The organism is Litoribrevibacter albus, from assembly GCF_030159995.1.
In the GTDB taxonomy this organism is placed as follows: Bacteria; Pseudomonadota; Gammaproteobacteria; order Pseudomonadales; family Litoribrevibacteraceae; genus Litoribrevibacter; species Litoribrevibacter albus.
In genome coordinates this window covers 25524-39257 of sequence record NZ_BSNM01000015.1, presented here as the reverse complement: position 1 = coordinate 39257, position 13734 = coordinate 25524, and the positions used below count along the sequence as shown (strand labels likewise).

Sequence of the window (13734 nt, the reverse complement as noted above, 5' to 3'; positions counted from 1 at the left end):
TTCCCCTATTTCTGTATTTTATTAAACATCTAATTTTAGGTAATTTTTTCGAGATCGTATCTAAAAAATTTTTAAATAAAAAATGCCGGGAACAAGCCCGGCGTTTTTTATTTAAGGAATATGAGTTACGCCATCTATTACTCCAACTCAATCTTTCGACCGGTATTCTGCTCGCCAATCCTTTTTGACACATTTAGCGACAACACACCGTTTTCAAAACTGGCTTTCAGTGTTTCCGGATCAGCAGACTCAGGAAGGTGAAGCAGTCGACGAAAACTTCCATAACTTCTTTCAACACAATGATACCCTTCGTTTTCTTTCGTCTCTTCCTGCTTTTTCTCACCACTGATAATCAAGTCGTGACCATTCAATTCAATGTTCACGTCTGACTTTTCAACACCCGGCATTTCAACAGAGACGATAAAATGGTCATCCCCCTCCTTGATATCAAGGTTAGGTCTCAGCACCTGCGCCAAATCAGCACCTAACTCAGGCCAGCGCTGAGATAATAAACGAGAGGTTGGAAAACCAAAGCCTCTGAAGGCTTGATCAAAGATGCGATCCATTTCCTGATGCATCTGCGTTACAGGATTATATGATGCAGTTTGAGAAGAAATACTTTTCTCTTCCTGCTCATTTTTAAACCAGTTAGCAGGAGAAAGTTTTTTAAGGTCCATAACCCACCCCCATGTAGTTAACTAACTCAAGAAAGCGGAACAGAGAGTGTTCCTGTCGATATAGATATTGGTTCAATACCGACAGAATTCAATCCAACGCCCGACCTTAAATGATCATTTTTTGAGCTAAGTCAATATAGAGAACAAAGGGGCTTTTGTTAGCTTAGCGTAGTCGCCAACTCACGAATTTTCTGAACCATTGAGCGCAAACCGTTGCCGCGCGTAGGAGAAAGATGCTTGATTAAATCAAGCTCATTAAAGAAAGCCTCGATATCAAAATCCAGGACTTGCTGTGGAGTTTTTCCGTTATAGGCACTCATAACTACGGCTAAAAGGCCACGAACAATATGAGCATCACTATCAACACTCAACATGATTTTATCGCCTTCCAACCAGTGATCAATCCAAACCTGAGACTGACAGCCCTTAACAATTCGGTCGTCTGTCTTTTTAGCATCATCCATCTCAGGAAGCTGCTTACCCAGATCAATAATGTAGCGATATCTGTCTTCCCAACTATCAAAGAAGCCAAGCGTATCTACAATTTCTTCCGGGGTAATTTCAGTTCCAAATGGATTCGACATACAAACAACCTGATCAATCGTTACACAGAGCGCGCATTTAACCTTTTATTCCCCGGTTTATCAAGGGGAGTACCGGAAAACACCGGGTGTTACTCCCTTAATTCCCAACCCATCTCAAAGCGTTCTGCATTCAATGAGTTCTCAACCGAGACGCTGAGTTGACTAAGACTAAAAGAACATACCTGTTTCGAGCTGCGCTTCTTCACTCATCATGTCTCTGTGCCATGGAGGATCGAAAACAAGCTCAACCGCAACGTCATCTACGTTAGGAACTTTGCCCACTCGATACTTAACATCGCTTACCAACACAGGGCCCATACCGCACCCAGGTGCTGTCAGTGTCATATCAATCACAACTTTTTTCTCGCCCTGATTGATAGAGACGTTATAAATCAAACCCAAATCAACCAAGTTCACAGGAATCTCAGGGTCAAACACTGTCTTTAACGCTTGCCATACATGATCTTCATGAATCACGTTGTCAGAGACATTAGAAAATTCCAGCTCTTCCGCAATCAAACCGAGCGCATCAGCATCGGTACCATCAACACGAGCCATGTTGCCATTAACTGTCACCGTATAGTTTCCACCGAGCGCTTGCGTGATGGTTACAAACGTTCCCGAAGGAATACTGATTTTTGTGCCCGCCGGAACCAGTCTTGCTGGACAATCACGGACAGTGGCAACCATTCTACGTTCCATACACCCTACTACCTGTGCTTACTATTCAGAAACTTACACTCACTCAGAAACCGACTATTTAAAAACAGCCATTAAACGGTAAAGCTTTCACCACAACCACAAAGCGCCTTAGCGTTTGGATTGTTGAACTTGATGGTACTGTTCAAGCCTTCTGTGTGGTAATCAATCTCGGTGCCCTGCACCATTGGTAATGCATCCACAGCCACATACAAGGTGACACCTTCGGCCAGATTGAACACCTTATCGCCTTCCGGAACGTCTGAAGTAAGATTTAACTCATACATAAAGCCGGAGCAGCCACTTTCATTCACAGCCAAACGAATGCCTGCCGATTTAGTTCGCTGAATTTGCCCCGCTAAATGCTTGGCCGCAGCGTCTGTAATTGTTAATACCGCATCTTCTGGGTTAAAAGATTCAACCGTCATGTATATTTATCTCTGATTTAAATCTTGATTAGACACAGCAAATCAAGCGCAACCCTCAGGTTGCTTATAACAAAAACATCTTCACTTTATTGATGGCATCAAACAGCGCATCAACTTCTTCTATGGTGTTATAGAAGGTAAAGGACGCACGTACCGTTCCAGGAATGCAATACTGATCCATAATCGGCATAGCACAGTGATGCCCGGTACGAACCGCAACCCCTTGCTGATCCAACAAAGTTCCCACATCGTGTGGGTGTGCACCTTTAATCAAGAAGCTCAACACACTCGCTTTTTTCTCAGCAGTGCCCACTAGCTGAATTTCAGGAATTTCTGCTGCACGTTTCTTGGCGTGCTCCAGAAGTGCATCTTCGTGTGCTGCTAACGCAGAACGATCCAAGGCTTCCAAATACTTGATCGCTGCGGCAAGACCAATCGCACCCGCAATGTTTGGAGTACCAGCTTCGTATTTATACGGCAACTTGTTGAAAGTGGTGCCAGAGAAGCTCACTTGCTCGATCATCTCGCCGCCGAACTGATACGGAGGCATTGCATCTAACAGGGCTTTCTTACCATAAAGTACGCCAATGCCAGTTGGACCAAACAGCTTGTGACCTGAGAACGCGTAAAAATCGCAATCCAACGCTTGAACATCTACAGCCCAATGCGCCACAGCCTGAGCGCCATCAATCAATACTTTGGCATTTTGCTGATGCGCTGCATCGATGATTTCCTTGACTGGGTTAATGCTACCTAATGCGTTCGATACGTGAACTACAGATACTAACGCAGTTTCTGCATCCAACAATTTCAAGAACTCATCAAACTGTAATTCACCCTGATCATTCACAGGGATAACTCGCAGCTCAGCTCCGGTACGCTCACACAACATCTGCCAAGGCACAATATTAGAGTGATGCTCCATCGCTGAAATAATCACATTATTTCCAGCTTTAACATTGGCCAGACCGAAGGTCTGAGCAACTAAGTTAATGCTTTCGGTTGTACCACGCGTCCAGATGATTTCTTCAGAGGCCTCAGCATTAAGGAATTTCTGAACAACAACACGAGCATCTTCGAATGCCTGAGTCGCTCGATCGCTCAACTCATGTGCACCGCGATGCACATTGGAGTTATCGTTCGAATAGTACTTAGACAGCGCATCCATCACAGCTTTCGGTTTCTGCGTGGTGGCTGCATTATCCAGATACACCAATGGATGACCATTCACCAGCTGATCTAAAATTGGAAAATCCTTACGGATAGTTTCCAAATCCAACGCTTTTGAAGCGCCTTCAGCAACTACTTCTGCAACACCAGTCGTCATACGATATGCCTTGTTAATGACTTATCTTTACCAAACCGCTCTTTATCGAATAATTGCGCAAGGATTGGGCGTAATTTTTCCTGAATCGGGTGATGAGCAAGATCATCCAACAACTCGTTAATGAATCCGAAGCTCAACATCACTTCCGCTTCCTGACGAGAAATACCACGAGACAACATGTAGCTCATCGCCTTCTCATCCAACTGAGCAATGGTTGCACCATGAGCACAACGCACGTCATCGGCGTAAATTTCCAACTCAGGCTTGGTATTGATTTCCGCTTTGTTCGATAGCAACAAATTACGGTTATTTAATTCAGCCAAGGTCTTCTGTGCATCTGGATGAATATGAATTCTTCCGTTAAATACGGCCTTGGCTTGATCTGCAATGATGCCTCGGAATACTTCATCCGTTGTACAGTGAGGAACCTTGTGCTCAATGCAGGTGTGATAATCGATATGCTGATTATTCTGAGGAAGATAAACCCCCTTCAGATCACAGTGCGCACCTGGACCTTCATGATTCACCACGATATCTACGCGCTTAACTTTACCGCCAAGCCCCACATGAAAGCTTTCAAGTTGACTTGAAGCTTGCTGCGCAACGTGCATACCGCCAACGTGAATGATGTCTTCTTGCTCCAGTTGTAAGCGATAATGGAATAACTTAGCGTTATCCTCCAGCTTACACTCGGTCAAACTGTTCACCAAAGCAGACTGACTTTCGTCATCCGATACAAAGCTTTCAACAACAACACCTTGCGAACCGGTTTCAGAAACAACCAACAAACGGGCATTCACTGAAAACGCTTGATCTTGCGCGGTCGTCAAATGAACAACCTGAATCGCCTTGTCTGTTTTCTTATTTTTAAGAAAACGAACAAACACACCATCTTCAAGTTGACCCGCATTCAAAGCACTGAACATATGCTGATCGTTCAGAGTAATCGATCCAAGATGAGAGGTAATTGATTGCTGCTGCTCTTCATTAGCTTCTGAAAAACGAACCACTTCAACAGAATCCAGAGCCTTCAGTTCTTCGATGCCAGTCGACAAATGACTGCTGAAAGAACCGTTGATGAATACCAATTGAGCCGCATCCAAGCCTTCAATATCGAATAACGGTTTTGCTACTGCCTCAGAAAGGTCGGCTGAATTTGCAGGCGCTGCTTGAGCAAAGTTCGCTTTCGTCAACGCCGACAAATTGGTGTATTTCCAATGTTCTGTTTTACGAGTTGGCCAGGCATATTCACCAAAGGCTTTAACACCTTCAGCTTTTAAAGAATCCAGCCATGCAGGCGCAGACGTTTGCTCAGCAAACTGAGCGGCTTGCGCTGCATAGTCAAATGTTTGATTTACCGCTTCTGTCATGACTTACGCGACCTCTTCGTCAATCCAGCTGTAGCCTTTCTCTTCAAGCTCTAGCGCAAGTTCTTTGCCACCAGACTTCACAATCTTACCGCCCGCCAAAACGTGTACATAGTCAGGCACAATGTAATCAAGCAAACGCTGATAGTGAGTTACAACGATGAAAGAACGATCCGGGCTACGCTGAGAATTCACACCGTCAGCCACCACCTGCAACGCGTCGATGTCCAAACCTGAATCGGTTTCATCAAGAATACAAACCGACGGCTCAAGCAACATCATCTGCATGATTTCATTACGCTTCTTCTCACCGCCGGAGAAACCTTCGTTCACACCGCGCTTAAGGAAGTTCTGATCAAGATTTACCGCTTTACATTTCTCACGAGCCAACTTCATGAAGCTCACAGAGTCCATTGGTTCTTGACCACGATGCTCACGAACCGCATCCACAGATGCTTTCAAAAACTCAAGATTCGATACACCCGGAATTTCAACCGGATATTGGAACGCAAGGAACAAACCTTCACGAGCACGCTCTTCTGGTTCCATGTCTAACAGGTCTTTACCTTTAAACTGAACAGAACCACCCGTCACTTCATAGCCTTCACGACCAGAAAGCACATTACCCAACGTACTCTTACCAGCACCGTTCGGGCCCATAATCGCGTGAACTTCGCCTGGTTTGATGTCCAGATTCAGACCTTTAAGAATGTCTTTGTCTTCTACTTTTGCCTGCAAATCGTTAATGCTTAACATTAATATTCTCTCTATCTCTTCATCAAACCAGATTAACCTACGGAACCTTCTAGGCTGACTTCAAGCAACTTGCCTGCTTCAACCGCGAATTCCATAGGTAGCTCTTTGAATACTTCTTTACAAAAACCGTTCACGATCATGGAAACGGCTTTTTCGACGTCAATGCCACGCTGTTGACACAAGAACAACTGATCATCACTCACTTTAGATGTCGTCGCCTCATGCTCTACAACGGCGCTTGGGTGTTTACTTTCGATGTATGGGAAGGTGTGAGCACCACACTTATCACCAATCAATAAGGAATCACATTGGGTGTAATTACGAGCACCTTCTGCACCCGGGTTCATACGAACCAAGCCACGATAGGCGTTCTGGCTTTTACCGGCTGAAATACCTTTTGAGATGATGGTCGACTTGGTGTTCTTGCCCAAGTGAATCATCTTGGTTCCCGTATCCGCTTGCTGGTAGTTGTTAGTCAAAGCAACGGAATAGAATTCACCAATACTGTTATCGCCTTTCAATACACAGCTTGGGTATTTCCAGGTTACTGCAGAACCTGTCTCTACCTGAGTCCAGGAAATCTTAGCATTGGTATGACAAACACCACGCTTGGTCACGAAGTTATAAATACCACCTTTACCTTCAGCATCACCCGGATACCAGTTCTGAACGGTAGAGTACTTAATTTCAGCGTTATCCAGCGCAACCAGCTCAACCACCGCTGCGTGCAATTGGTTTTCGTCACGCATCGGTGCGGTACAGCCTTCCAAATAACTGACGTGACTTCCCTCATCCGCAACAATTAGGGTACGTTCAAACTGACCTGTATTTTGTTCGTTAATGCGGAAGTATGTGGACAACTCCATCGGACAACGCACGCCCTTAGGAATGTAAACGAATGAACCGTCACTAAATACCGCACTGTTTAACGCGGCATAGTAGTTATCTTTCTGAGGAACGACACTACCAAGATATTTCTGAACCAGTTCAGGATGCTCATGCACCGCTTCACTGATTGGCATGAAAATCACACCGGCTTCTTTTAGCTTTTCACGGAATGTGGTGGCAACAGAAACAGAATCAAATACCACATCCACAGCAACACCGGCCAGGATCTCTTGTTCATGAAGAGGAATACCCAGCTTTTCATAGGTGCGAAGCAATTCAGGATCAACTTCATCCAGGCTCTTAGGTTTGTCATCCATGCTTTTCGGCGCAGAATAATAGGATACCGCCTGGAAATCGATTTCAGGATAATGAACATGGGCCCATTTAGGCTCATCCATCTCCTGCCATACATTGAAAGCCTTCAGGCGCCATTCCAGCAACCACTCAGGTTCGTTTTTCTTCTTAGAGATAAAACGAATAACATCTTCATTGATACCCGGTGGCAATGTCTCAGACTCAATGTCCGTCACAAAGCCAGCTTCGTATTCACTTTTGATTAACTCGTTAATTTCTTCAGTCATCAAACTACTCCCCTCAGCAGGGATTCCTAATCAAGCGTCGCTTTCAACTACCGCCTAAAAGCAATCAGTATTAATAATTTATATTCCTGTGGGCCTATATGTCTGACCCGTTTTGAATCGCCTTAGCTTTTAAGGCGACTCACCACCTCAACAACCTTGTTAACGGTGTAATCAATTTCTTCTTCTGTGGTAAACCGACCAATTGAAAAACGAATCGAGGCATGAGCCAGTTCATCGTTCAGGCCTAACGTTTTCAGAACATAAGAAGGTTCAACAGTGGCTGAGGTACACGCAGAGCCTGTACTTACAGCGATGTCATGCAAAGACATCAACAAGGTTTCCCCATCCACGCCGGAAAAACTTACATTCAAAATACCTGGGATATGACGATCTAAGGTGCCATTAACAGACACACAATCTAAAGCCTGAAAACCATGCCAGAGCTTATTTCGTAATCCAGTAAGGTATTCCATTTCTTGAGTCAGTTCTCGCGAAGCGATGGCTGCCGCTTCACCCATACCTACAATCTGATGGGTAGCCAAAGTACCTGAGCGCATACCACGTTCATGACCACCGCCATGAATTTGGGCGAGAATTTTAACAGAAGGGTCCCTACGAACAAATAAACATCCGATACCCTTTGGACCATAGAGCTTATGAGCAGAAATCGACATCAAATCCACATTCATGGATTTCACATCAACAGGGATCTTACCCACGCTTTGAGCTGCATCTACGTGAAACAAAACAGAGCGCGAACGACAGAGCTGGCCAATGGCCGCAATATCATTAATTGTGCCCAACTCATTGTTAACATGCATAACGGAAACTAGCAGCGTATCAGGTCGAATAGCTGCGCTTATATCTTCTACAGAAATCAAGCCGTCAGACGTAGGCTTAATGTAGGTAATCTCAAAACCTTCAGCTTCCAGCGCTTTACAGCTATCCAACACAGCCTTGTGCTCATAAGCAGAAGTAATAAGATGTTTACCTTTGGCGCCACCTTGTTCGGAAGATAAGTAATGAGCAGCACCTTTCAATGCCAGGTTATCCGATTCGGTTGCACCCGAGGTAATAACGATTTCTCTGGGATCGGCGTTAATTAAATCCGCCACCTGACCGCGAGCGATCTCAACAGCTTCTTCAGCCAACCAACCATACTTATGAGAACGAGACGCAGGATTACCGAAATTGCCTTCCAACGTCAGGCAATCATACATTTTTTCAGCAACCCGAGGATCGACCGGAGCTGTTGCTGCATAATCTAAATATATAGGTGTACGCATTTACCTAAACACCCTGTACAAGAAAAATGGTCTTAGACACAGTGACTACTGCACCCCATTAAAATGATCAAAGAGAATTTAACGCAATGGCTTACATGGACGTAATAATGTTATCCAGCATACCTTGGCGCTGTTTTAAATCTTGTCTTTGAGCCACTTCTCTCACTTCAGTTTTTGCCACTAATTGTGCCAGTGAAATTCCACTTAAAAACTCATGAATCTGTTCACTGAGGTCTTGCCACAAATAATGAGTCAGGCAGAGATCACCATCCTGACAACCACCAGTGCCACCACAACGAGTGGTATCTACGGTCTCACTAACGGCATCAATTACTTGAGCCACAAAGATCTCAGAACCATCACGACTTAATCGGTAACCACCACCAGGACCACGCACACTATTTACCAAGCCACTTCGACGAAGCTTGGCAAAAAGCTGTTCAAGATAAGAAAGAGAAATGCCCTGACGTTGAGAAATGTCAGCCAGACTGATAGGACCTTTTTCGGCATGAAGTGCTAAATCAAGCATCGCCGTTACTGCATAACGACCTTTGGTTGTCAAACGCATTGAACCAACCTCTATTTACAGTTCACGAGAGTGACTATCATTATAAATACCCGACTATTTAAGTCAAGTAAAAGACATACCAAAACACTAGGTTATTAGACAAAAAGAAATGAATGAAGCTTAGAATTGCTGGGAATCCAGCCATAATAGGAATGCGCGGCATTGTACAGCCGTAGAACACGATTGTCACTAGCCAAGCAGAAATCAACACACAAACGGGATAAAGGGCAGATATGAGGCGCTGAAGAACTCAGCGCCTTAGAAAGATAACTAATCGTTACTATTACGATTCTCTTCAGATAACAATTCAGCAACCACATCAGACGGACGGTCATCACTGGTGACACCAGCAAAATCATCCGGGTTCAACTCAGGCAATGCTTCGTCATGGTAATTGCTATCAAGTTTCTCAAGTGCTTGGCACATAGACTCCAGCTTATGATCCACAGCCAGAATATGATCTAACAAACCACGAATTGACTGGGCGATTGGGTCATTCACATTTTGAGTTTCACCATAAGCCACAAATCCAATACGCTCGGCCATTGCTCGACGCTGACGCTCTGCCTCATCCGTTGTTTCATCTTGCTTACGGATGATACGACCAGGAATACCGATTGCCGTTGCGCCTTCAGGCACTTCCTTGGTGACCACCGAGTTAGACCCTATTTTGGCACCTTTATGCACCGTAATCGGACCAAGCACCTTAGCACCCGCGCCAACAACCACTCCGTCTTCCAAGGTTGGATGACGTTTCCCTTTATTCCACGTCGTCCCCCCTAAGGTCACACCGTGGTACAAAGTTACATCATCACCAATCTCAGCCGTCTCACCAATCACAACGCCCATGCCATGATCAATAAAGAAACGACGACCAATGGTCGCACCAGGGTGAATCTCAATACCTGTGACAAAACGACTGAAACTCGACAAGCTGCGCGCCGCCAGTTTTAAGTCTTTTTTCCACAAAGCATGAGCCGCTCTATGCATCAAAATGGCATGTACGCCAGGATAGTTAGTCAGAATCTCAAAGGAATTACGCGCGGCCGGATCACGATCAAATACGCTGCGGATATCTTCTTTTAAACGTTTAAACATAATGTTCTCTGTTGTTTATCTAAATTAACGGAAACTCAATCGGGTTCTCAAATCAATTAAGAGCAACAACATCGTTCCTTGATCATTAACTGTCGTTTAATAAAGCGCATATCTACATAACCATTTAATGAAGTTAGTTCGGATTCATATTCATGAATCACAACCTCTTATCTAAGTGTACACATACTTTCGTATCAACACTCATCAGGGCTATCCATTTCTATGATTTCATTTTTCTCGAAATCGAGGAAAGGATACCTCTCAATACATTAATTTCTACCTTATCAGGTAAGCTTCGGTTAAATAAACGTCTTAACCGAGTCATTACATATCTTGGGTTTTCAGGATCAAGAAACTCTGATTCCACCATTACCGTTTCCAGGTGATTGATAAAGCCATCAATCTCTTGCGCCGAAGCCAATTCTTTATCCCAATCCACCCCCCAAAATTCGGGTGACGGGTTTACTTCAGATTCCACAGCCATTCTTAGTTCGTAACAAATTACCTGAATGGCCGATGCAATATTTAACGAGCTGTAATCCGGATTTGTCGGGATATGAACATGAGCCTGACACTTTGCCAGTTCCTCATTCGTTAATCCTCGATCCTCACGACCAAATACTATTGCAACTTTTTGACGTTTCGATGTCAGAATAGTTCGTTCTGCACATTGACGAGGATTTAACAATGGCCAAGGAATGCTTCTGGAACGAGCACTGGTACCGATCACCAGGCTACAATCCTCTACAGCCTCATCCAGCGTTGCAACTTGTCTCGCGGCTTCCAGAATATCGGTTGCGCCAGAAGAACGCGCCACAGCCTCGTCATTGATCGGTTTTTTCGGATCAACCAATACCAAATCAGATAAACCCATGGTTTTCATTGCTCTTGCCGCAGAACCAATGTTGCCAGGAAGCGTTGTATTGACCATCACCACACGAACATTTGATAGCAGATCAAAGCTCAAAGCCGTTATCTCTTTATCTTGTTCGGTCATGACGCTAAACCCCTTATTGCTTGCATGTGACTCGTTGCTTGCGTGTAACTAAAAACTAATATGCAACGTAAAAGAAGCCGGACAGTGTAACAAATCCACAGATACATTCGAATAAAAACCTTTACTCGAAAGTCGCTAGACCTTTTTAACGCTTCTGATATAATGCGCCCAAATTTTGATCAGGCAATGTACGAAACGAGAGCTCAGGAGTTTCTGTAAGTCTTTTCCTCTCTCAAAATATTGCCGGGTCCCGAGTTTAAATACTCCGCTCTTTTAAAAGTACTGTTAACCAACCAGGTGAATACGCAATGCACCCATACCTGAATAATGCCCTGCGCGCGGCTCGTCGCGCAGCTGAATCTCTTGTGTCTGGACAGGATCGTCTTGATTCCGAAATTCGTGAAGGAAAACCACTTGCATCCATTCTGCCAAGCTATCTTCGCAATGCAGAACAACAGATTATTCGCCTACTTGCTAAAAGCTACCCAGAACATTACATCGTGGGTCAGTTTGATGCGATTGGTGACAGTGCCGCTCAATCCCGCTGGGAAATCCAAATTCTAGACTCTCAAAGTCAATACATCCGACAAATTCCAAGTTACGCACTTGCTGTGACCTACTACTTCCGCGATGTTGCTGAACACGCCGTTATTATTAATCCAGCAACACAAGAAGAGTTTACTGCATCAAAAGGTCGTGGTGCTCAGAGCAATGATCGCCGTATCCGTTTCTCTGACAACTTCTCAGTTGCTGGTAAAGTGGTATCAGGAAACTTCCTAAACAGCGCAAACTTTGAAACTGCTCAGAAGCTAAGCGCAACAGGCTATCAGCTGTGTGACATCGACAGCCCACTGTTATCAATTGCCTATGCGGCTTCTGGCAAAACTGAAGCGGCAATCGTGAAAGGATCAAGAACCAAGTTGGACGCTGCAATTCTGATTGCTAAAGAAGCCGGCGCATTGGTTGGTGATTCCAAGGGTGCACCACGCCCTGGTGAAGATACTTTTGTGGCAAGTCCACGTATCTTCAAGCAAGTTGTTCAGTCGTTGAAAAGCTAAGTTCAACAGCATTTACGGCAGAACAAACAGCAATAAAAAAGCGGGCCATTTCAGCCCGTTTTTTTATTCTAATCTCTACTTATTTCCTTGAAAGATAAATCACAACCTTTAACCCTGGCTGGTTATCCTTCAACTCTATCTTCATACCCTGCTGTTTTAAAATCGCTTTAACTATCGACAACCCTAAACCATAGCCTTTCTGGCTGCGACTGGAATCCAAACGCCCCAATCGCTGAAATGCTTTCTCAATTTGATCCGGCGCAATGCCCGGCCCTGAGTCAGCAATCACTAACTGTTGATCAGTTAAGGTTACTCCGATCTGAGCCTCAGAACCTGAGTATTTCACAGCATTATCCAAAAGGTTGTAGATCGCTCGGAAGAGCAGATTACGATCACCATGAAGATAGACATCATTTAGTTGAGATGTCATCGACTGACCCTGATCATCCACAAAAGGTTCGATCAATTCCAGCGCATCCTCCACTACAGATCTGAGATTAATTTCTTCATGATCCATACTCAGAATACCGTGCTCTAGCCTGGTTAATTCAAGCATCGAGTTAAAGGTCGACAAGACGGTATCCAGCTCGGCCAACACATCAGCCAATTCATCTGCCTTGATCTCACCCTCCGGTAGACACACTAAGCGTTCCAACTTCAAACGCATCCGATTTAATGGTGTTCTAAGATCATGAGCGATGGCATCAGTAGTGCCACGAATGGTTTCGAAGGTAGATTCCAATTGATTCAGCATCCGGTTAATGTGCTGAGCCATCTCATCAAATTCATCACCATTGTCACGCTCCGGAACTCGTGCCGTCATGTCCCCTTGCTCAACTTTCGAGACCGTATAATTAAACAAAGTCACTTTACGGATGAGCTTACGTGAGAACCACCAACCACAAATACTGCCAAACAAGACAGTCGCACATAAGGTGAAAAGGCTGGCTTTCTTAAACAGCATTTGCCAACGATCCAAGCCTTGGCGGTTTTGTGCGATTAAGACTCGCCCATCATGAGCAGGAATGGTACAGCCAGTTAGAATCTCTATTGCACCATAACGAGCCTGATAGACAGGAAATTGGGAGACTTGCGGGCAAGAGGCGACTTCTCTGGGAATCAAAGACAAGCGACCAACAATCTCGGAAGGGTTTGCTCCCCACTGGAAACTAAAACTAAGGGTATCCGACAACTGAAACTCAGGAGTGAACTGAATTTTATATTCCTCAAGCGTCAACTGTTTAGACAGCAATCGGTGCTGTAACACCGCTTCGCTAAAATTACGTTCTTGTGCTCGAACCACCTGCCCGACACTAAAGTAATAGACACCCGACATCACCGCCGTGACCAACAAGGTGGTGATAAAGGTGTAGAGCATAGTTAGTCGCCAAATTGAATTATTCCGAAGGCGACGAACCGT

General features: G+C 44.6%; 14 protein-coding genes. 1 reads left to right on the top strand and 13 read right to left on the bottom strand.

What is annotated here, in order from left to right; translation table 11 throughout:
* Window positions 1-137 precede the first annotated feature (137 nt).
* The 12 genes from QQL66_RS12755 to trmJ all read right to left on the bottom strand — a co-directional run bounded on the left by QQL66_RS12755 (window position 138) and on the right by trmJ (window position 11256).
* Window positions 138-677 carry an Hsp20/alpha crystallin family protein gene (locus QQL66_RS12755; protein ID WP_284381879.1) on the bottom strand — a complete coding sequence of 180 codons (540 nt, stop codon included), beginning with the start codon at window positions 675-677 and terminating at the stop codon, window positions 138-140.
* Between the two features lie 158 nt (window positions 678-835).
* Window positions 836-1261, bottom strand: a complete 426-nt coding sequence (locus QQL66_RS12750) for a SufE family protein (protein ID WP_284381878.1) — start codon at window positions 1259-1261, stop codon at window positions 836-838.
* A gap of 168 nt (window positions 1262-1429) precedes the next feature.
* Window positions 1430-1963, bottom strand: coding sequence for a putative Fe-S cluster assembly protein SufT (gene sufT / locus QQL66_RS12745; protein ID WP_284381877.1), 534 nt, complete (start codon window positions 1961-1963; stop codon window positions 1430-1432).
* Between the two features lie 71 nt (window positions 1964-2034).
* Entirely contained in the window at window positions 2035-2388 is a 354-nt protein-coding gene (locus QQL66_RS12740) for a HesB/IscA family protein (protein ID WP_284381876.1), read from the bottom strand.
* 64 nt (window positions 2389-2452) lie between these two features.
* Window positions 2453-3715 (bottom strand): aminotransferase class V-fold PLP-dependent enzyme, encoded by a 1263-nt coding sequence (locus tag QQL66_RS12735; protein ID WP_284381875.1) that lies wholly within the window; start codon window positions 3713-3715, stop codon window positions 2453-2455.
* Window positions 3712-5085, bottom strand: coding sequence for a Fe-S cluster assembly protein SufD (gene sufD, locus QQL66_RS12730; protein ID WP_284381874.1), 1374 nt, complete (start codon window positions 5083-5085; stop codon window positions 3712-3714). The genes QQL66_RS12735 and sufD overlap by 4 nt, the downstream gene beginning before the upstream one ends.
* A 3-nt stretch (window positions 5086-5088) precedes the next feature.
* Window positions 5089-5829, bottom strand: coding sequence for a Fe-S cluster assembly ATPase SufC (gene sufC / locus QQL66_RS12725; protein ID WP_431356916.1), 741 nt, complete (start codon window positions 5827-5829; stop codon window positions 5089-5091).
* A 41-nt stretch (window positions 5830-5870) separates the two neighbouring features.
* The gene (gene sufB, locus QQL66_RS12720; RefSeq protein WP_284381872.1) at window positions 5871-7307 is read right to left on the bottom strand and encodes a Fe-S cluster assembly protein SufB; all 1437 of its coding nucleotides are present in this window, start codon (window positions 7305-7307) and stop codon (window positions 5871-5873) included.
* Window positions 7308-7429: 122 nt separating this feature from the next.
* Window positions 7430-8593, bottom strand: a complete 1164-nt coding sequence (locus QQL66_RS12715; protein WP_284381871.1) for an IscS subfamily cysteine desulfurase — start codon at window positions 8591-8593, stop codon at window positions 7430-7432.
* A gap of 91 nt (window positions 8594-8684) precedes the next feature.
* Window positions 8685-9161 (bottom strand): Fe-S cluster assembly transcriptional regulator IscR, encoded by a 477-nt coding sequence (gene iscR, locus QQL66_RS12710; RefSeq protein ID WP_284381870.1) that lies wholly within the window; start codon window positions 9159-9161, stop codon window positions 8685-8687.
* Between the two features lie 270 nt (window positions 9162-9431).
* The gene (cysE, locus tag QQL66_RS12705; RefSeq protein ID WP_284381869.1) at window positions 9432-10259 is read right to left on the bottom strand and encodes a serine O-acetyltransferase; all 828 of its coding nucleotides are present in this window, start codon (window positions 10257-10259) and stop codon (window positions 9432-9434) included.
* A gap of 220 nt (window positions 10260-10479) precedes the next feature.
* The gene (trmJ, locus tag QQL66_RS12700) at window positions 10480-11256 is read right to left on the bottom strand and encodes a tRNA (cytosine(32)/uridine(32)-2'-O)-methyltransferase TrmJ (RefSeq protein WP_284381868.1); all 777 of its coding nucleotides are present in this window, start codon (window positions 11254-11256) and stop codon (window positions 10480-10482) included.
* Window positions 11257-11564: 308 nt separating this feature from the next.
* Between trmJ and QQL66_RS12695 the strand changes: the two genes are divergently transcribed.
* A complete protein-coding gene (locus QQL66_RS12695) occupies window positions 11565-12314 on the top strand; it encodes an inositol monophosphatase family protein (protein WP_284381866.1) in 750 nt (249 codons plus the stop codon).
* 79 nt (window positions 12315-12393) lie between these two features.
* On the opposite strand, the gene QQL66_RS12690 is transcribed toward QQL66_RS12695, so the two are convergent.
* Entirely contained in the window at window positions 12394-13692 is a 1299-nt protein-coding gene (locus QQL66_RS12690; RefSeq protein ID WP_284381865.1) for a sensor histidine kinase, read from the bottom strand.
* Window positions 13693-13734: the final 42 nt, after the last annotated feature.